Origin of the sequence: Brevibacterium sp. GP-SGM9, assembly GCF_047300845.1 — a bacterium.
GTDB lineage: Bacteria > Actinomycetota > Actinomycetes > Actinomycetales > Brevibacteriaceae > Brevibacterium.
The window spans coordinates 3,378,617-3,398,492 of the sequence record NZ_CP178563.1 but is presented as its reverse complement, the minus strand read 5'-3'; the positions used below and the strand labels follow the sequence as shown (position 1 = coordinate 3,398,492).

The window sequence follows — 19,876 nt, the reverse complement described above, 5'->3', positions numbered from 1 at the left end:
GCGATTCTGGCAAGACTTACTGGTGTTTTGGGTAGTTTTTCGTGTCTGCTGGACCGTGGCATGTGGGGGATTGTCAGCCCACATGTGTGAGTCATGGCGGTGAGTTGGAGGACAGGAAGCAATCCGGGACGATAGAATCACTCCCCAATAGACCCTGGCGGAAATCGGCATCGAGAACTTGCCCGTTGCCACCATCCCCACACTCGACGCAAGGAGGCGTTGCCACCGTGTGGCACCCACTGTCATCGGTGCGTTCGTACCTCTCCCAGAGGCTGACACCAGAACGCAAAGCCTGGATCTCCAAACTGCGGCACGGCGAGCACTCCTGGCAGCGACCCCTTGATCGCGGTTCGAAGCGCTCCCCGACGATCGCCACAGGGTTCGACGCGCGCGCTGAACAGCGGCGATCGCTCGCATCGGTTCGGGATGCTTTGAGTGTCGCGGGGGTCGATTTCGTCGAGTTGCCGACACTCAGCTCGTTCAGTCCCACCTTGGTCACTGATGCCGACTACGCGGCTCCAACAATCGAGGCGCTTATGAGCAGATTGGGCACGAGCGACGATGGCGAGCGTGACTCGCCTGAGCATTCCGATGATTGGAGGTTAGGTGTTCGGAGCTCCGAGGGTGCCGAAGTGAGTCTCGGCAGAGCCCGACGACGCCCGGGAACTGTCACCGCCATCGTCTGCCAGCGACATATCATCGCACCGAACTGCAGAGAGCTGAGCACCTCCGCCCAGAAGGTGACAGTTGAGTTCTGGGACTGCGCAGGCAGTGCAGTTCCGCGCGCGGACGGTGGCGCGCATCTGCCCGGTACACTCATTCGTCGGCGATCCGAGCACGATCTGACGGTCGATTACATCGAACCAGCGGTGTGGCATGCCGCCCAGAAGAACGACTCGCGTCTCGACTTTCCCGCGCCGCACCTGAAAGTGCTTCACGAACCGGTCGACATCGTCTACACCTGGGTCGACGGCTCGGACTCGGAGTGGCGGGACCGAATGCGCAACAGACGTGAAGGACTGGACCTCAGGACTGCCGAGTCCAGTTCCATCTCGGAATCTCGCTTCACGTCTCGAGATGAGTTGAAGTACTCTTTACGCTCCCTGGAGTACTACGCTTCGTGGGCAAGGCATATCTACATCGTCACGGACAGACAGATTCCCGCCTGGCTGGACACCAGCCATCCGAAGATCACGGTGGTCGATCACCGAGAGATCTTTGCCGACCCAGATGTCCTTCCCGTTTTCAACTCGCATGCGATCGAATCCCAACTCCATCACATCGAGGGGCTGAGTGACCACTATCTGTACCTCAATGACGACTGCTTCTTCCTCCGCCCGACCGAACCCGGGCTGTTCTTCACCGCCAACGGCCTGGCCAAACATTTTCCGTCGATCGTTCCCATCGACATCGGCAGTTGGTCACCGCGTGACCTTCCCATCAACTCTGCTGCGAAGCAGGGAAGGGAATATCTTCTGTCGACTTATGGAAGAACTGTCACGCATCGGTTCAAGCACACACCTCACCCTCAGCTGCGGCCTGTCCTCGACGAAATGGAATCCGAGCATCCGCAGCTTTTCGCAAAGGTCGCGGCGTCTCCGTTCCGTTCCCCAGAGGACATGTCGATCCCGTCGTCTCTGCACCATTTCGATGCGTTCGCAAGGGGCCGATCGGTCGAAGGTCAGATCAACTACCAGTTCGTCGACCTCGGTCAAGATGATCTCGAACTGCGCTTGGGACGGGTCGCTCGCCGCACCGACCTCGATGTGTTCTGCCTCAATGAGACTGACCTGCCTCACGATTCGGAGGACACCGTCAACGAAGTCGTGGAAAGGTTCCTCGCGGACCGTTTTCCCGTTCCGTCATCGTTCGAACTCTGTGTTTCCGAGACGGAATCGGCGACTCCGGCGCCACCGGAGTGACTACTGCTCACGCCTCTTTCGCCTGCCGAGCGCATTCTTGACACCGAGTGGCAGTCGCAGCAGTGAGCTGACCCGACGATCCGCACGATCGGCCTTCTCCCGGACCGACTTCACCGATCCGCGCACCTTCTCCAGTTCTGACTCAGCTTTCATCAGTCTGCGTTCCGCATCGCGCAGACGTTCCAAAACCCAAGCGACTTCGTCGTCACCGGTGGACGCCGCAGTTCGAGATTTCTGAGCTTCCACCTCTTTGAGCTCCTTCTTCATCGCGACATAACGCAGCTGGAGCCTTTCGGCCATACGAACGAATTCCGAGGACTCGTCACGCCAGAGAGTCGTCTGCGCAGGCGGGTAGTCGGTCGACGCGATTCGATCCTCGTATTCCGTCCGGGCCCTCTCCTGCCCCGAATCGTAGATATGGGTGAAACCATTTTCGTGGATGAAGCCGCTGAGACGGTCAAAACGTTCGGCGTGACCACGGTTGAACTCCGCAAAGTCAGCTTTCGCGTACAGCTCAGCAACGGTGATCGGGAGCGCTTCAGCAGCGAGATCAACGGCTGGGATCCCGTGATACTTAGACAGCTCCAAGGTCCGTCCGTCGTGAGCGAGGACGATACCTGGGGTCCCTGCAAGTATCGCGGCAATGTTTCCATGGATACGCGGGCCGAAGGCGAACGCCATCTCACTCATTCGACGGATCCAAGACGGAGCGTCCAATTGGAATTCGGCCCTGCCAACCGCAAATTGTGGGTGGGTCCGTTCGAGTGGCAGTCGATCGTCGACTGCGCGGTATGGAACCGTGCCCCACAACATGAGCTCCAAGGTCGCCGAGTCCTGCGGCAGATAGGTCGCGTCATATTTCGCTTCAGCGTCGTCAATGAGCTCAGCACCGAAGGGATTGCTTGTCTGGAGGTTGTACGCAATCCGGGCGCCTGGTTCGATAGAGGCGGTCTTGTCTACACTATGCCCCCGGCCATTCATGGTCATTGAGGGGCACCCGACAACAAGAACGTCGTCGAATCCGAGCGATTTGAGATACTCGGCAGTGAGTTCACCTCGCACCGTCAAAGCGCTCGATTTGTCCAACACCGCTCTCGCGAATCTCTTCACCGCGGGCTCAATCCTCTTCAGACCGGCGGAGTCGCCGTCGAGTGGCAGCTGTGCTCCGCCAGAGAGCATGAGAAACGGGATGGCAAGCTTTTCGATGAACTCGGCAGTACGAGTCAGTTCGGCTTCGAATCCAGGTCGGAATGCGTTGGCGAGAGGAAGGATGAAACCGTCATACTCATCATTGACTCTGGCCGCCATCGACTTGTTGATTCTGTATCGATTCGCATCGACGACTGTGTCTTCGGTGGAGAAGAGCTTGTGCGAGGCAGTGCCGAATATCAGGTTGCCGTTGTTTCGGCCGATGGTGTTTCGGTCGAGAGTCTCGAACCCATCAGCGAGTTCGAACGGAGTCTTCCCCAGCCTCATCAGATACCGTTTGCCCATGACCGTCACCATTCACCGTTGATTCGAGCGATCGCTTCACGTGTTCACCTACCTTAGCGTTTGTCTCTGCCGACGCCCAGAGCTCGGGCGACGAGAAACCGCTCCAGTGACACTCGACTTCAGCAGATGTGCCTGAATTCGATGCGGCGTAGGCCCTAGACTGATTCCAACGCAGTCCGCTGCCAGACAAAGATGTGTTGGAGGAAGCCACTTGGAGATCCGCAGTCTCATCGCACGGGGTGCGATCAAGACGCTGAGCAGAGCGAGGAAAACTGTAAGGACCGTGAAAAGGGCGGCCTCCGGTTCTCCTCATAATCAGTCAGCCCGTTCGCACCGGACGCTTTCATTGGATGTCGCGCAGGCTCAGAATCTCCTCCACGTCGATCTCGTATCTGCGGCTGACTTCACTCCGAGCGGAGTGTGGGTCGAACATGAGGGTGGTCTTCATCGAGTCGGCTCATTGGAGAAGGCAGAGCTGATCGACGATGGCCCTGCGGCTGAGAGTCCCCAGTCCATCAGCATCAATCTGGACACAGTGATCGAAGACTTGACGACGTGGACATCACTCTCGCAGCCAGATCCCGTCGGAGACGATGAGGTCGAGGGGCACGTACTCCGCTTCTACCTGGAGTTCGAGGGGTATCCAGATGACGAGCTGCCCAACTCACATCTGAAGACCTCGTACGACGGCATGCAGGTGGCTCTGATCCGACTCGGTCGCGCGAAGAACACTCAGTTGTCGAACTTCGCCTATCGGGAGCACAGCGGTCATCTCTACTATCCGCTGGTCAATCGAAACGGCCACCTTGTCGTCGAAGTCGACCGCCGGCATCGCCCATTTGCGCAGGTCAAGAACGACAGTCTGACGGTCAGAAATGGGAAGCTCGAGGTCAGGGGGCGCATCACCGCGCGGGGCACAGAGTACCTCAGCGGCGATCTGGTCGTCCTCGGACGGACATCAGGCTTCCGCGCCGCCTCCAGGATCGGTCTCGAGCTCAATCGCGAGCTCACAGCGAAGCGTTTCGGACTCCGGCACTATTCGTTCCAGGCGAATCTCGATTTCAACGAACTCGTCGATGACCTTGTCGATGACAACATCGATCTCTATCTTGATCTCGACACCGAACTTTCTGAATTGCCCAAACGAGCCCGTATCGGCAAGAGCAGATTCCTTGTTCGCCTCGGTGCTACCGGCAGCACCGTCACTGAAGAGGGCAAGACCGTGTCAATCCTTCCTTATTACACTTTCAAGGCGAAGAACCCTTCACTTCACCTGGAGACGTTCGAGACGTCGACCTACGAGTACATGCAGAGGCTCGTGGCGAATCGCCGCCGCTGGAAATCACCGAAGTCAGGACAGCGTCCTGTGTGGCTGATTGGCGAGTTGCCTTACAAAGCCCAGGACAATGGGCTCCAGTTCTTCAAATACATGCGCGATGAGCATCCCGAGATCGACGCCTACTACGTCATCGAAGCTGACTCACCAGAGCGTTCCAACCTCGACGGTTACGATCACATCATCGACTTCCGCTCGCACGACCACGTGCAAGTAGCACTGGCCGCAGACAAGATCATCGGAACCCATCATCCGGACTTCCTCTACCCCACCAGAGAACCCCGATTCGGGAAGGCCCTGCACGCCGACAAGGTGTTCCTCCAACACGGAGTGACGGCAGCCAAGTGGATGGTGCCCAACTACGGCAAGTCGGTGAGTGGATTCGACGTCGACCTCATCACAGTGTGCTCGGAGCGCGAGAAGGAGTTCTTCGTCAAGGATTTCGGATACTCACCTGGCCAAGTGGCGGTGACCGGTTTCGCCCGATTCGATGCGCTCCTTGCTGACGATGTCGAGGTTGTTCCGGGCCAACTCATGATCATGCCCACGTGGCGGCCATGGCTCCAAGACCCGGAGCACTTCACCGAATCCGAGTACTATCAGCGCTGGAACTCATTGCTGACCAGCGAACGATTGCGCAACCTAGTCGACAGGTATGCACTCACTCCCGTCTTCTGCCTGCACCCGAACATGCAGCAGTACAGTTCACATTTCCTTGATGCCGGCATTCGAGTGGTCGTCCAAGGAGAGACAGATGTCCAGCTGCTTCTAAAACAGAGTTCGATGCTCATCACCGACTATTCGAGTGTCGCGTTCGACTTCTCGTTCCTCCACAAACCTGTCGCCTACTACCAATTCGACGGTCATCGCTTCGCCCAACCGCACGCGGATCCGGTGGAGGAATTCCCGGGCCCTGTCGTCGCCGACGAAGACCTCATCCTCGACGCAGTCGAGGCTGTCTACGAGAATGGCGGCGCCATGGAGCGCTTGTACCAGGACCGTGCCGATCGCTTCCTCGCGCACCGTGACACGAACAGCCGCGAGCGCATCTTCTCCGCAATTGAGAACGCAACAGGAGCCAGAGTCACGGCCGCAGATCTGATCAAGAGCGAACCCGCGCAGTCCGCCTACAGGGCGGCTCGGAGAAGCAGCTACTACCTGCCAGTGATGAAGCGATTGTACCGATTGATGCGATTGACTCCGCTCGACAGCAACACGATCGTATTCGAGTCCGGGCAGGGAAAACAGTACGCGGACAGCCCTCGAGCGATCCACGAAGAGCTCGTTCGGCGAGGAGACACTCGTCGCAAAGTGTGGATCTACCATCGACGCCTGCCGGTCACCGATCAGCACACTGTGGTCGTCAAACGCCACTCTCCCGCCTTCTTCTGGTACCTCGCCACAGCGAAGTACTGGATCAACAATCACAACTTCCCGAACTACATCCACCGCCGACCACAGGGTCTCTACATCCAGACCTGGCACGGGACTCCCCTCAAACGGATGTTCCTCGACCAAGACAATTTCTACGGGCGAGACCCTGGCTACGTCGACCGCGTCAAGGAGGCTTCCGCACAGTGGAACGCTTTGGTCTCACCGTCCCCTTATGCGACCAAAGCGATGAAGTCGTCATACGGCTATGCCGGCGAGGTCTACGAGATCGGCTACCCCCGAAATGATGTTCTTCGTGGACCGAAGACTCAGGAAATCCGCGACCGACTTCGTCATCGGCTGTCGATCTCGCCGGACCAGACGGTCGTCCTCTACGCACCGACCTTCAGAGACGATCAGCCGACGTCGCGGGGACGCTTCGCCTTCGACTGGCCCTTCGACCCGATGAATTTCGCTGAGCGCTTCGGCGACGATGTGACTCTGCTGGTGCGAACACATTTCTTGGTCAACACCAAGCTCGAGATCCCTGACTCTGTTAAGTCCCGCGTCATCGACGTCAGCAGCTTTCCCGACATCCACGATCTGTTCTTGGCCAGTGACATGCTCGTGACGGACTACTCGTCGTCATTCTTCGACTATTCCGTGCTCGAACGGCCGATCATCTTCTTCGCCTACGACCTGGAGAACTATCGGGACAATCTTCGAGGCTTCTACCTGGACTATGAGACAGAGCTTCCCGGCACGGTGACCCAGACCCCGACTGAATTGTTCGACGAAATCGAGCGTGCGATGTCGACGACCGAGGCCGGTCGAGAACGATTGAGAGCATTCGCTGTTGCCTACGCACCGAACGATGACGGTCATGCCGCGTCGCGGGTGATCGACCAGCTGTTAGCTGACTAGCCGAAATGACGAACCTGACCGGAGGACCCAATGTTCGATCGACGCGCTGTGCTTCCCGATGCCACAATCTACGGACTCATCGGCGGCATCCCGGAGGAGTTCGGCGGCCGAACGAGCGTGTGCCTCCAGCGTGCGAATGCTTTCGCTGAGCTTGATCGGAGAACGATCGAGATACTGACGCTGTCGCCCAAGAACGGTGAGGATCCTGAAGCTCTGACTGAGCGATTGCGGAGTGAAGGCCGGATCGGTAAACGAGTGACGATTCGCAATCTCTGGGCGGATCTCAGGCGTGCCGACACTGACGACCTGAATCAGATCGCCCGTTATTCCGGTGAGTCGATCACCCTCGATACCGCCCAGTTGCCTGAGTACGCCGGTACACCGGAGATCATCACCAAGAACAGCGCCGGAAAGACCGCAAGTGCAGATCGATTCCGGGGAGACGGGACCCGGTTTTACAGCTACCGAACAGCTCGCGAACAGTCCCCGAAAAGTGCCGTGCTTCACGATACCCGCGGTCGTCCGATCGCTCAGTGGAAGGAACAATACGAATTCTATTTCGCCTGGCTGGACTGGTTGATCGGATCGGAGATTGCGGTGATCATCAACGACGGCCCACCGCTCGCTCGCTATCTGCACAGATATCAACGCGAGAATGTCGCAATAATCCAAACCATCCACAGCAAGCATTCCGCCGATCCGACGAAACGGTCTGAACGGCTGGGATGGACATACACGCCTGCCTTGTCGAATGTCGATCGATTTGATCGACTGGCTGTTCTCACTGAGTCGCAGCGGGCTGACCTCGTCAATCTCAATTTTGTGAAAGACAATGCTTCGGTGCTGCCGAACATGACAACCGCAGAACCGGTGCGATCCGTTGGTGCCCGCCCACCGGGGGACGGAGTCATGCTCGCTCGCACGACATTCCTCAAACGCATCGATCACGCCATCACTGCCGTGCACCTGGCGCAGCAGAATGGCGTCCAAGCGACACTCGACGTCTATGGTGTGCCTGATGAGGCTCAAGAGTCACTGGAAGCTCTTGTCGACGAACTGGGATCCGCCGGCACGATCGCGTTGCGCGGATTCGACCCCCGCGCGAAGAAGCGTTTTGAGGAAGCGTCATTCACTCTTCTCACGAGCAGATACGAGGGCCAACCGCTGGTTCTGTTGGAGAGCATGGCTGCGGGCTGCATTCCAATCGCCTACGACATCAAGTATGGCCCCGCAGATATCATCACCCATGGCATCAATGGTTTCCTGGTATCTGATGGTGATGTCGATGAGATGGCGCGGTGCATCGCTCAATTGCAGTCCATGGACGCGTCCCGACTCAGGCAGATGCGAGAGGCAGCAGTCGAACGGACGCGGGCCTTCTCTCCTCAGCGCATCACCGGACTGTGGAGCGACGTCATATCGCAGGTGCTAGACGACAAACGGCCCCCTCACGACATCGGCGGCAGAGCCAGCCTGTCGACGCTCAGCGTCGAAGGCGGCGAATTCCAGGTGACGGTGCGTATCACCGGGGAGGCAGCGTGCCAACCGCAGTGGTCGTTGTTGACATGGACTGAACGACACGGCCAGCGGTTCGGCAGACTCCCCGCGGAAGTCGACCAATTCGAGGGTGAGATCGTGGTCTCCGCTGGAGCCCACATCGACGATTTCGCCGCGGTCGATCGAGGATATATCGACTTCTGGATCGACCTCAGGGTGGCAGGACTCCCCTGCCGACTGCGGATCAAAGACGCAGAGAACCTGACCCCCGTCGAATTCGGTCATGTCGACCTCTACTCGACCAAATTCGGTAGCTTGAGCATTCGCTACGAGAAGCCAGACCAAACTGGTTGAGAAGACCCATCTATCTCGATCAAATGCACATTGTTGTGCTGATCATTCGTCACTGATCGCAAGCTGATCGGACTATGCAGCCTACGGCTCTTCGCGTTCACGTATCGCGTCGTGCACTGCCGCTATGAACAGCTCGGTAGCAGCGGAGGCGTCCTGGTCTCCGAAGTAGAGGCGTTTGAGCTCTTGACGGGTCTCCAGAGCAAATTCGCCGTTCAACGCCTCGTCAAGGAATTCCGGCAGCTGGTGGATGGTCTCAAGAGACAGGGCTCCCAATGCCGATCCGACGGGCGAGGTGGACTCCATGCGTACCCGATCGTTGTGCCGATCAGTGACGATGAGTCCTTTGTCAGTGTGCAAGCAGAGGAAATCGAGGCTGACACTCGAGACATCCGCGATCAGCGCGTCCGCGTCTTCGAAGAGGTCGAGGATGGATTCATCGGTGGAGATGAAGTGACTTCCCCCATCCGCATTCGCAGACGAGATCATCGATCTGATCATGTTGTCCGCCTCAAGGACGGCAGATTCGCCCATGGCGGCAACACGGGGATGCGGCCTGTAGACGACTCTCATTCCTGACTCCAGCAACGCCTCGATGATCTGCTGCCCCAGCACGTCCACTGACGTGAAGTTGTTAGCTTCGTTCTCTCCCTGCCAGGTGGGAGCATAGAGAACTGTTGCGCGAGAATCCTGGGGCAGAACTGAAGAGAAGTCACCGTCCAACGGCGGACGGCCGATGGTCACCAATTTGCTCCGATCGAAGCCCCAGAGCGTGCGCACGCATCGTTCCTCTGCCGCAGGTCCCGCAACGAAGACCTTGTCATAGGCTTTCAGCTGATTCGAAACCGAACTCGTCTTGTCGCTCTCCCCGTGGTCGACGTGAACGTGGACGATTGAGGGCTCGGCCATCGACTGGAAATTGCGCATGCTGTTATTGACGTAGATCGCCAGTCGATACTCCTGCGCGGTGTAGAGGTCGATGAGGTCCGGCTGCGACACAGCGAGCACGAGCGGCAGTGCGGTCAACGTCTTGGCGGTCGCAAATGACCGTTCGTTGCGCAGCACCACGACCACACGTCGCTGATCATTGAGCCGTTCGAGCACTGGCAGCCATTGCCTGAGCTGGTAGATCCTGTCCGGCGCGTCTCCGAAATAGGCGACCACCTCGGCGCTTGGGCTTCCCCCGTGCGTCTGGACACCAGTGCGTCTGGCGGGCCCGCTGTCCTGCGCCCAGCCCTTGAGCACTCGTCCGGCTCTGGAATCAAGCAGCGAACGCAGACTAGACTTCACCAACCGTTTCACTTGGACCGTCCGAACGCCGTCGAGACGATTCGACGCATACGACGCGACGAGTCGCTGAGGAGGCCCTTGGCCCCCGCGCCGGTCTTCGCATATCGAACGGTCCCCGTGTCGTCGAGGATCATGCCATTCGCCGATAGAGTCGATTCGATCCGTGCCTGACGTTCGTGCAAATCTCTGATCCGCTCCATCACTGCCTGTTTGCCCGTGTCACCGTCGGCGAAGAGAGTCGGCACCATCCCTGGCAGCTTCGCTTCGGCGACCTTACGATCGAACTCGAGTGGCTCGCTTCCGGGTGCGAAAGTATGCTTCAGACCGTTCTTCTCGAGAAATGCTGTATAGCGGGCGAGCACTTCAGGGGTGCGTCCTTCGAACTCTCCGAAATCGGCTCGTTCGTAAAGCTCGGCTGCGTCGATGCCCTTCGGCAGCTTCGAGATCTTCGCGTGTGGCAGTCGATGATACTCGGCCAGTTCCAAGGTCCGACTGTCATGGGCGAGAAGATAGGTCGGCGTGCCGGCAAGCACTCCGGCAATGCTCCCGTGGATCCTCGTTCCGAGGACGAATTCCCGCTCACGGAGGAAGTCGACCCACGTTCGTGGGTCCAACGGGAACCGCATCTGGTCACGGCGATACAGCTCGTGGCCGGTATGCGTCGGGTTGCGCAGATCTTTGGGGTTGGTCCGGTTGAGGCCCCAGACCATCATCGCCAGGTCCTTGTGGTTCTGAGGTACGTAGACGAGGTCCGTGTACTTGCGGCTGTGTCGCGCGACAATGGGTTTCATCGCACGGACATATGGCGAGACGTTCATCGCCACTGCTGAGTCGGTTTCTAGTACCCCGGAAGGACGCGCAACCTCAGGACGGGGACCATTCATGAAGATCGAGGGGCAGCCGATGATGTCAACGACCGAATCGTCGAAGCCTAGGGCAGCAAGATACTCAGCAGTGTATTCGCCCCTGACACCGACGCTGCTCGATCGCTCGAGGACGGCCTTCATAAAGGCTGTCACGTCAACGGCGATCGGGTCAGCCCCATCAGCGGCGACGTCGAGCTTGTGCTGGCTGCCAACGCCGACGACGACCACCGGGATCGTCAGTTTGGAGACCAATGCCGTCAGGCGCTGCAGAAACTTCTGAAAGCCGGGACGGAATGCGTTGGCGAGCGGGATGACGAAGGCGTCGTACTCGGCGTTGATGTGTGCAGCGTAGTCAGCCGCATCGCCGCGCCGATGGCTCTGGTAGCCATCCGGCGTGATTTCGGTTTCAGGAGTCGCCAACGACCGGTAGACGGACTGGGAGAACAGCAGGTTGCCCGCGTTTTCAGCCAATGCTCGGGTGCGCAGGGTCTCTTCCGCGGAGAGTGCCTCCCAGGGGTGTTTCGAAGCTCTGAGGAGTATCCGGGTCATCACTCATTCGCCTTCGTTCGTCCGCGCTGCCGCCTCGGCCCGTTTGGAATCGATGATGCCGTTCGCCTCTGCCACGAACACATCTGCATAGTTCTCTGCCGAGAAGTCGCCTAGGTAGTACTTCCTCATCTGTTCGCGATCCCCCACCAGTGGGTCCTCCCCCAGCAGCAGAGAGATCATGTCGTCAAGATTGCCGAGGTCGTCGGCGATCACATAGGACGCACGGGACACCGGGGCGTCCTCTTCCAGCTGCTCTCGCGTGCGTCCCACAGAAACCATGGCTAGAGGCTTCTGAGACTGCAGGTAGTCACTCACGACCGCAGAGACGTCAGCGATCATCGCATCGGAGACGTTGAAGCACTCTTCGAGCCCCATTTCCTTCTCTGCGATCTGACCCCAGATGTGCTGGCGGCCGGTAGCGGCCAAGTCGGCGTCGAGCATCGCGCCGATGCGACCGATCATCTCTCGGGCCTCGGGGAAGCGATAGTTGAGGCTGTGAGCGCGGAAAACGACCGTGCAGCCCCGGGAAAGCAGCTTTCCGACGATCTCTTCTCCACGAGGGAGCGAATAGAATGCCGTGTCTTTATAGGGGCCCTTCCAGGTGGGAGCGTAGAGCACCGTGGGTTTCTCGATCTCGCCGACCGGAGTCTGAACGCGTTCGATCTTCTCGACCTGCGGACGACCTACGATGTCGAACTTCTGACGTGGGATGTCTACCCCATGCCTGGCATAGCGGTCGACTCCGGCCTGGCCGGCCGAGAAGATCTTGTCGTAGATCGCATGGACCGGGTTGAAGCAGGCCGGCTTCTCGGAGTCGCCGTGGTTCAACCACACGTGTGTCATCTCGCGACGCTCGATGAAGTGCGAATTCTTGCCCGCGTTATTGACATAGAACGCGGCCTTGAGACTGGGGGTGATGACGGTTTCGAGGCTGCGAAGGGTCGAGCGGTTGATGATGGGGGCATCGGTGACGTTCTGTGCCGCCCTCATCATCTTCAGACTTCGGGTGATGACGATGTATCGGCGTCCCATTCTGGCGAAGTACGGATCCCACATTCCCAACTGGTATCCGATTCCCATCGTCGAGCCGAAGTAGACTGCGAATTCCGCCCCGTAGGTATCGAGCAGCTCGGGCAGCTCGACTTCGAGCCGCGCACTGCGGAGACCCCGGACAAGACCCGCTGCACAGACGAACACCGCCATTGCCAGCGTGATCAGCGAGAGAACGAGCGCGACAGAGGCAAGGATTCCGCTGTAGGACAGTATCCATGCGATCGCCGTGGTACCAGAACTCGCAATGGCGACATTGCCGCGGCCGAAGGGCTGATAGCCGCGAGTCTCGACGCCGGGAAGATTGCGCGCTTCGAGGCCGGTGACGCGCCACGACTTGATGATGCTGGTCTCGAGAACGATGGAGAGCAGGAGGATCAATCCCGCGACGACGATGATCCATGACCTTCCGAAGACCGTGACCCATTCGAAGGTCAGGGCGAAGACGATGAGAGCTCGTGCACCGTTCGACGCCCGCAGCAGATTCGTGCTCCGGCCACGTCGGCGGATCACTCGCCGATAGATGAGGAGGTAAGCCAGTGTTCCGATCAGTCCGCAGGTAGCTGTCACTGCGTGTGGGACCGGAAGAATCGCAAAGCCGAAGGTCAGTACACCGAAAAGAGCCGGGGCGATGGTTCTGCCGGCGAGCTGGTTCCAGATCGTCGAGAACACGCTGCGGTTTCCAGCGGCATCTTCGGGCGCATCGTCCTCCTGGTCCGTCTCGTTCTGGGCAGGTGCCGCCGGGGCATCGCTGTCTTCGTCGGCGTTTTCGTCGAGATCCGTCTCCTCATTGTCTTTCGAGCCGTTCTCATCGATGCTTCTCCGTGCCGCATCGATGAAATGCTCCGCGTAACCTTCTGCAGGAAAGTCGCCGAGGTAGTCGGCACGCAGAGCGATTCGCTCGGCCTGTCTCGGATCGTCACGAAGCAGCGCGGTGAGTGTCTCATCGAGATTGCTGAGGTCACCGTTGAGAACATATGAAGCACGAGCGATGGGATATTCGTCGACGAAATCCTGGCCGATTGCGCTGACCGCGACCATGGCGAACGGCTTGCCTGAATAGAGGTAGTCCGAGACCACACTCGAGACGTCCGAGATCATTGCGTCAGAGAGGTTCGCACATTCGACGACATCCATATCCGACTCGGCTGCTTCGCCGAAGATGTGCTGCCGACCGGTCTGTCTAGCGTCGGCGGCGAGCATCTCCTTGATCTCATCGATATACGCGACGTCTTCGTCGAACTGGTAGCTGAACGGGTGCGGTCTGAAGATGACTCGTGCGCCGTGGTCGAGCACCCTGCGGAGCATCTGTGCCGCCACTGGCAGCGAATACAGCATCGTCTCTTCGACGTGCCCGCGCCACGTCGGCGCATAGAGAACAGTCGGGTCTTCGACATCGGCCATCGGAGAGTCGAACCGCTCGACACTCTCCAGCTGCGGCCGTCCGACGATCTCGAAGCGATCAGGATCGATGATGACTCCGTGCGCACCATATCGGCGAGTCGCGGCAGGACCGGCCGCGAAGATTCGGTCGTACATGGCATGGAGAGGGTTGTACGAGGTCGGTTTGTCGGAATCACCGTGTCCGAGAAAGACATGGGTGTATTCCGGATAGCGCACCATCGTGCTGTTCCCCGACGATGCGTTGCAGTAGAAGACCGCTTTGATCGAGTCAGTCAGCACGCTTTCGAGATCCGCGATGCTCCGTCGTGCGATGACGGGAGCGTCCGTCATCGCCGCCAACGTCCTGGCCGGACGTTCATGTCGGGTGACGATTATGAAGCGCCGACCTGTTCGAGCAAGGTAGGGGGCCCACATCATGACTTGGTGGGGCGCGTCGTCCGGGAGTGCGGTGTAGATGATGAACTCGGGCTGGTAGTCGGCGACTGCGCCGGGCAGTGCCGCCCTCAGAGTCCTGTCCCTTTGGATTCGCGCCAGGGCGGCGATGAGCACACCGGCGTAGAACAGATCGAGCAGAATCACCAGACCCAGCCAGATCACGGGTCTCCCGCCCAAGCTGGACAATAGCGAGCCGAGAAGCAGTACAGCCGCGGATGCCGTCATCAGCGGGCGAGCAATGGCAGGCAGCGGTTCGGCGGGTCGAAGTCCAGGAAGATTTGCGGCGAAGGCCGTGCGCTTCGAGACTCCTTTGCCCAGAGAGCTCTCGATAAGCACCGGGAAAGCGACACCGACGAAGGCCAGGGCCGTTATCCAGGAGATGTCTTGATGGGCAGATCCCGACGAGAAACTCAGCGCAACCGCGCCCGCGACGAGTGCGCGGATGACCGCCCGGTGTCCGAGCGACGATCGCTTCCCCCAGATCCGATAGACATCCCAGAGGAGCACCACGCAGACAAGTGCAAGGAATGCCCACTGCGGCATCCGCATCAACGGGGCGAACGCCGCGAGCGTGGCAAGTAGGGCCGGCACGGCGTAGGAGAGCGCTGATCCGACCGTCGACCAGGCGAATGCCGGTCCTGCTGACGCGGGTTTCGACTCTTCTGTTTCTGCCAGTTTCACTGCACCTTGCCTTTAGCCTCGGCCGAAGTGATCCGCCTGTACTCCGGATCGATGATGGTCATTGTCGAATCTTGCCGACGAGCAGGCCGACGTGCGCGTCGAACCGATTTCGTTGCGGCTCAGCTTTCCGAGTACTCCGAGAGCGGATCATCCCTACGCACATCGATGACATGTCCCGTCTTGTTGGAGACGAGGACTTCGAGCGATGCCCGTGCCACAGTAGCCGACTCGAGAAGAGAACCCGGGTCCTCCGCACCGAACGCCTTGGTTCGCATCGGAGTTCCTGTCCTCTCCGGATTCACACAGTTGATGCGGACACCGTCACCGCTCCACTCATCCGCCAGAGCCTGCGTCAGGTTGACCGTCGCGGCCTTGGCAGAGCTGTACAGACTGTAGCTGCCTCGCCCCCGGGTGTACGAGCTCGAGGTGAAGAGAAGGAGAGAGCCTTGTGTCTTGGCCAATTCCGGGAAGAAGGTCTGGGCCAGCAGAATAGGGCCGATGTAGTTGATCTCCGTCGCCTCGTAGATCGTGTCGTCGGAGGTTTCGTCGAGACGAGCCAGGGGCAGCACTCCGGCGGTATTGACGACATAGTCGATCCGACCGGTTTCAGCCAGGATCTCGTCCCGCGCAGCGATGAGGTCTTCTCGTCTGTTGATATGGGTCTTGGTCGTCGAGCGGGAGAATTTCTTGACTGTGGCGCCGTGCTCAGAGGCGAGCGAGGCGATATCGGCACCAATGCCGTACGAACCGCCGAACACCGCGACCGTCTTGCCTTCGAGAGCTTCGCGAAGCGCGGCCTCGGTCGTCTCATGTTCGTTTCGGCCCGGAAGCTGGAACAGCTTGTCGGCGATGTAGATGTCGATTGGCTGGGTGACCTTCATATTGCTGTCATCGCCATTGACGACCGCGATCGGCACGTCGGGTGTGTAGCGGAGGACGACGGAGCAATCATCTGTGGCGACGAAATTCTTATCGCGTGATGCGAAATCGTAGGCACGTTGGATAGCAGAGAGTTTGAATGCCTGCGGGGTCTGGCCGCGTCGCAGGTTAGCCCGCGGCGGCACATCCTTGATGATGGGATACTGGCCGTCGCCCTCTTCGACCTCAATGATGGTGTCGGCCGATGCGATCGCGACGTCGACCGCCGCGTTTGTCTCGAGCGCATCCACGACATCATTAATGATCGTCGGGGCCAAAAGCGGGCGAACCGCGTCATGAAGGATCACATTGCAGTCATCGGAGTATTTCTCAGAAATGGCTCGCAAGGCTGTCTGCGTTGTGTCATTTCGCGTGCCCGAGCCTTCGAGCACCGCCGTGACCTTGTCGAAGTCATTCTTCCGAACGATCTCGTGAACACGGTCAAGATGCCCCCGGGCCATGAGGACGAAGATCTCGTCGATCTGCGGATGGTCGTTGAATATCGCCAGAGTGTGCTCCATAATCGGCCGACCGGCGATCTTAACCAGTTGCTTAGGAGTGTCGAGACCAATCCGCGTGCCGACACCACCCGCGAGAATGACTGCGATATTCCTTGTTTCCGTCACTTGCACAACTCCCGATATCGATTGCCTCGGCCCGTCCGATCTGAGCCAATAGAACAGTTTAACAGCGCGCGCGACGGCCGCGTCACCAGCTGAAGCTCAGCTAACGACGACGGCGATCACAACGCGCACAGATTGCGGCCTCTGAACCTCAGAGCCCGAGAATCTCGGATGATTCCGCGATGAAGCGATGGGCCGACTCCTGCCCTTCGAATCCGCCCAGATAATAGGCACGAGCGACTTGTCTCGCTTCGCTGAGCGGGTCATCACCGAGCATGTCGTCCAGTGCCGAATTCAATGACGCTTCGTCGCCAGTGATCACGTACGAAGCGCGGGTAGTCGGATACTCAGCTTTGAAGTCCTTCTCGGACATGCGCAGAGTCACCATCGCATACGGCTTGTTCGACTGCATATAGTCCGTCACGATTCCGGACACGTCAGAAACCATCGCATCCGAGGCATTGGCCACATCCGCGACTGAGACATCACCTTCGGCCGGAGGCCCCCACACATGTGTCCTCTGGGAGGTTTCAGCATCCTGGGCCAACAGGTCTTGGATCTCTGTGATGATCTTCCGGAACTTCGCCGCACTCCTGCTGGCTGGGTGCGGACGGAAGATCACGTTGGCATTTCTCTCGATGAGTCCACGAACGATCGCTTCGCCGAACTCCAACGACGAGTAGTTCTCATCGTCGGACTTTCCATGCCACGTCGGCGCGTAGAGCACGGTAGGTGAGGTCTTCGAAGAGATCGGCGTCGATTCGACATCGATCGACTCGGTCTGCGGGCGGCCGATGATTCGGAACTTCTCTTCCGGAATGCTCACCCCGTGGGCACCGTAGCGATCAATGGCTCCTTGCCCTGCGACGAAGAGAAAGTCATAGCTGCCGCTCTTCGCTCGGTAGCTGGCGATCTTGTCTCCGTCACCGTGATGCACCCAAATCGAGGTGATGTCCCGATTCTCCAGGAATCCCTTGTTCGAGGCAGCATTGTGCACATAGAACGCCCCGCGAACCGAGGGCGGAATCACCGAATTGATCTCCTTTGCAGTGGAATCGGCCGGACACACGATTGGTGCGTCAGTGAGCTTCGCCAGCTTGGCGACCGTCGGTTCCCTCAGCGTTTCGATGAAATACGGGACTTTCAACTGACGCACATATTCTTCCCACATCGGGATGTGAAAGGCAGCGGACCCGCCGTAGGGCATCATCGCCACAGGTTCCATCCGTCGAAGCTCACGGAGAGTTCGCCATCGAGCTTTGTCCGCCCATATCCATGCTGCGACGACGTTCCACGCGACGGCCGCCAAGACCACGACTGAGACAACCACCGAGATCCACGGCCCGATCGCGCCTCCGATCAGCAGAAGGAGCGCAATCACCGCGTATCCTGCCCACACGAGTCGGAGCAGACCTTTGACCTGGATCCGCGGTGGTTCTCCGATCACAGGCAGGTTGGTGAGATTTGCCGCCTGAATGGGCCTGACAGCAAGGAACGGTGGTTGAGCACTCACCAACCACGAGGAGACCGGAAGCAAGAGCAGAGCGCACCATTCGACCCACGCCGATTCGTCGAACCATGAGGTGTAGACGGCCCCCAACCCGATCGACAGCACAAGCATGTACTCGAAGCTGATGGTCGAATGTCGAGCCAGACTCGTCGGAGTCGAGGTCAGCGCAAGTGTCATTTCCGAATACCAGACTGCCGCCACAAGAAGCAGTCCGAGAATCAGTCCGACTAGGTGGCCGGAGAACGCCAGAAGAATGAACGCGGAGAGTCCCGCAGCCATCAATGTCGATCTTCGCGACAGAGGCTCCGGCAGGTAGCCGCCGATGGAGCGCACCACCAGCCGCTGCAGCCGCCGTGCGTAACGGCCGATTCGATCTTTCACTTCAGACTTCTCTCAGAAACGATGTCAGGGCGTGCTTCATCATAGTGCCCCTACTCGCTCACCGCCTCCGAGAGAGGATCTGAACGGTTCGGGATCACGAGGAGCATCCCGCCAGGGAAGGGCCAGATGATCGCTTGGACCGACGCCGGTGGTCGAGAGAGCTCCACATTCAGCAGCATCGGACGCTCTCAGTGATTGAGCTCAGTGTCTCCCTGCTTGCCTAACTGGGATCACTGATTTCAAGGCGGCTTCCAATACCCCGGCTATCCATGAACTGTACTGACGGATTGCTCGGTCGAAGAACGACAGTGAGCACAATGCAGTGATGAGCACTGCCATGACCAGGGTGACTACGATCATCACTGATCCTGACGCGCTGTCCAGCGCGGCATTCAGTGGTTTGTCCAATGATCGGACGATCAGACCATGGAGGAGGTAGACCGACAGACTCCGCTGCCCTGCCGCTGTCAGCAGAGAAGGCAGGACGTTCGTCCACGAGACAAGCGCGACGATCGCCAGCATTGCGCTCGCTCCGAGCAGCACTCGAATACCCACTCCGTACGGAATGGCCACATCCATGAAATTGAACCCGCGCGCCCCGTAGTACCACTCCTTATCCAGGTCCTGAGTGAAGAAGAGCACCATCGGCACAAGTGCAGCAAGCGTCAATCCGACTTTCGCGGGGATGTTCATCGACGTTGCCCAGTCGATCAACCGCTGGCCGTACAACTTACCCAGAACGAAGAATGGGAGGAAGGTCAACGTCCGAGCCACCGTGAACTCATAGTCGATGACAGGAATGATCCCTCCCACGGCACCTGCTGCTAGGGAGACGATGACCATGGCCCGTGGAAACCTTTCGATCACCGGAACCAGCAACGTCCACCAGATCATGGCGAGGAGGAACCAAAGGATCCAGTAGGGCATGATTGCAGAGAAGTCGGGATCTTCGCCGTCCAAGGTCCGCATCAAGACGTAGTAGACGGCCTGTGAAGACACCAAGAGCACAACGAACACGAGAACTCGGCTGAGCAGTCTATTCGACTTCGACGTAATTCCAGCCAGAAACACGAACGCCGGCATATGGAACGAATAGATCGCTGTGAGTTCTGCACGGCTAAAGCCCATGTCCCAACCCGAGATCTGCTCAAGAAGGTGTCCGTACACCACCAACAGGATGAGAAGACCTTTGGCCTTGTCCAATCGGAAGTCGCGCGGCTTTCCGACAGTAGGTCGGAGTGCCTCTCTCTTGCTGTTCATATCTCATCGCTCCC

The 19,876-nt window shown here is 58.8% G+C and carries 10 protein-coding genes; 3 read left to right on the top strand and 7 right to left on the bottom strand.

All coding sequences use genetic code 11. The features are described from left to right. Window positions 1-227: 227 nt before the first annotated feature. Entirely contained in the window at window positions 228-1,922 is a 1,695-nt protein-coding gene (locus ACH82I_RS15220) for a stealth family protein (RefSeq protein WP_413333817.1), read from the top strand. Here the strand turns inward: ACH82I_RS15220 and ACH82I_RS15215 are convergent, their stop codons facing one another. Beyond that, window positions 1,923-3,428 (bottom strand): polysaccharide pyruvyl transferase family protein, encoded by a 1,506-nt coding sequence (locus ACH82I_RS15215; RefSeq protein WP_413333815.1) that lies wholly within the window; start codon window positions 3,426-3,428, stop codon window positions 1,923-1,925. A 523-nt stretch (window positions 3,429-3,951) separates the two neighbouring features. Here ACH82I_RS15215 and ACH82I_RS15210 point away from each other — a divergent pair. Further along, window positions 3,952-7,047: a CDP-glycerol glycerophosphotransferase family protein gene (locus ACH82I_RS15210; protein ID WP_413333813.1), complete on the top strand. Its 3,096-nt coding sequence runs from the start codon at window positions 3,952-3,954 to the stop codon at window positions 7,045-7,047. 30 nt (window positions 7,048-7,077) lie between these two features. Next, window positions 7,078-8,898, top strand: a complete 1,821-nt coding sequence (locus ACH82I_RS15205; RefSeq protein ID WP_413333811.1) for a glycosyltransferase — start codon at window positions 7,078-7,080, stop codon at window positions 8,896-8,898. An 81-nt stretch (window positions 8,899-8,979) separates the two neighbouring features. Here ACH82I_RS15205 and ACH82I_RS15200 read toward each other — a convergent pair whose 3' ends face one another. The 6 genes from ACH82I_RS15200 to ACH82I_RS15175 form a co-directional block, all read right to left on the bottom strand. After that, complete coding sequence (locus ACH82I_RS15200) at window positions 8,980-10,059, bottom strand: CDP-glycerol glycerophosphotransferase family protein (RefSeq protein ID WP_413333809.1); 1,080 nt, start codon at window positions 10,057-10,059, stop codon at window positions 8,980-8,982. Between the two features lie 134 nt (window positions 10,060-10,193). Then, window positions 10,194-11,522, bottom strand: a complete 1,329-nt coding sequence (locus ACH82I_RS15195) for a polysaccharide pyruvyl transferase family protein (protein ID WP_413333807.1) — start codon at window positions 11,520-11,522, stop codon at window positions 10,194-10,196. An 81-nt stretch (window positions 11,523-11,603) separates the two neighbouring features. Continuing rightward, window positions 11,604-15,170, bottom strand: a complete 3,567-nt coding sequence (locus tag ACH82I_RS15190) for a CDP-glycerol glycerophosphotransferase family protein (RefSeq protein ID WP_413333805.1) — start codon at window positions 15,168-15,170, stop codon at window positions 11,604-11,606. A 119-nt stretch (window positions 15,171-15,289) separates the two neighbouring features. Beyond that, the gene (locus ACH82I_RS15185) at window positions 15,290-16,714 is read right to left on the bottom strand and encodes a D-ribitol-5-phosphate cytidylyltransferase (protein WP_413333803.1); all 1,425 of its coding nucleotides are present in this window, start codon (window positions 16,712-16,714) and stop codon (window positions 15,290-15,292) included. Window positions 16,715-16,862: 148 nt separating this feature from the next. Next, a complete protein-coding gene (locus ACH82I_RS15180) occupies window positions 16,863-18,248 on the bottom strand; it encodes a CDP-glycerol glycerophosphotransferase family protein (protein WP_413333801.1) in 1,386 nt (461 codons plus the stop codon). A 555-nt stretch (window positions 18,249-18,803) separates the two neighbouring features. Then, window positions 18,804-19,862 carry an acyltransferase family protein gene (locus ACH82I_RS15175; protein WP_413333799.1) on the bottom strand — a complete coding sequence of 353 codons (1,059 nt, stop codon included), beginning with the start codon at window positions 19,860-19,862 and terminating at the stop codon, window positions 18,804-18,806. Window positions 19,863-19,876 lie beyond the last annotated feature (14 nt).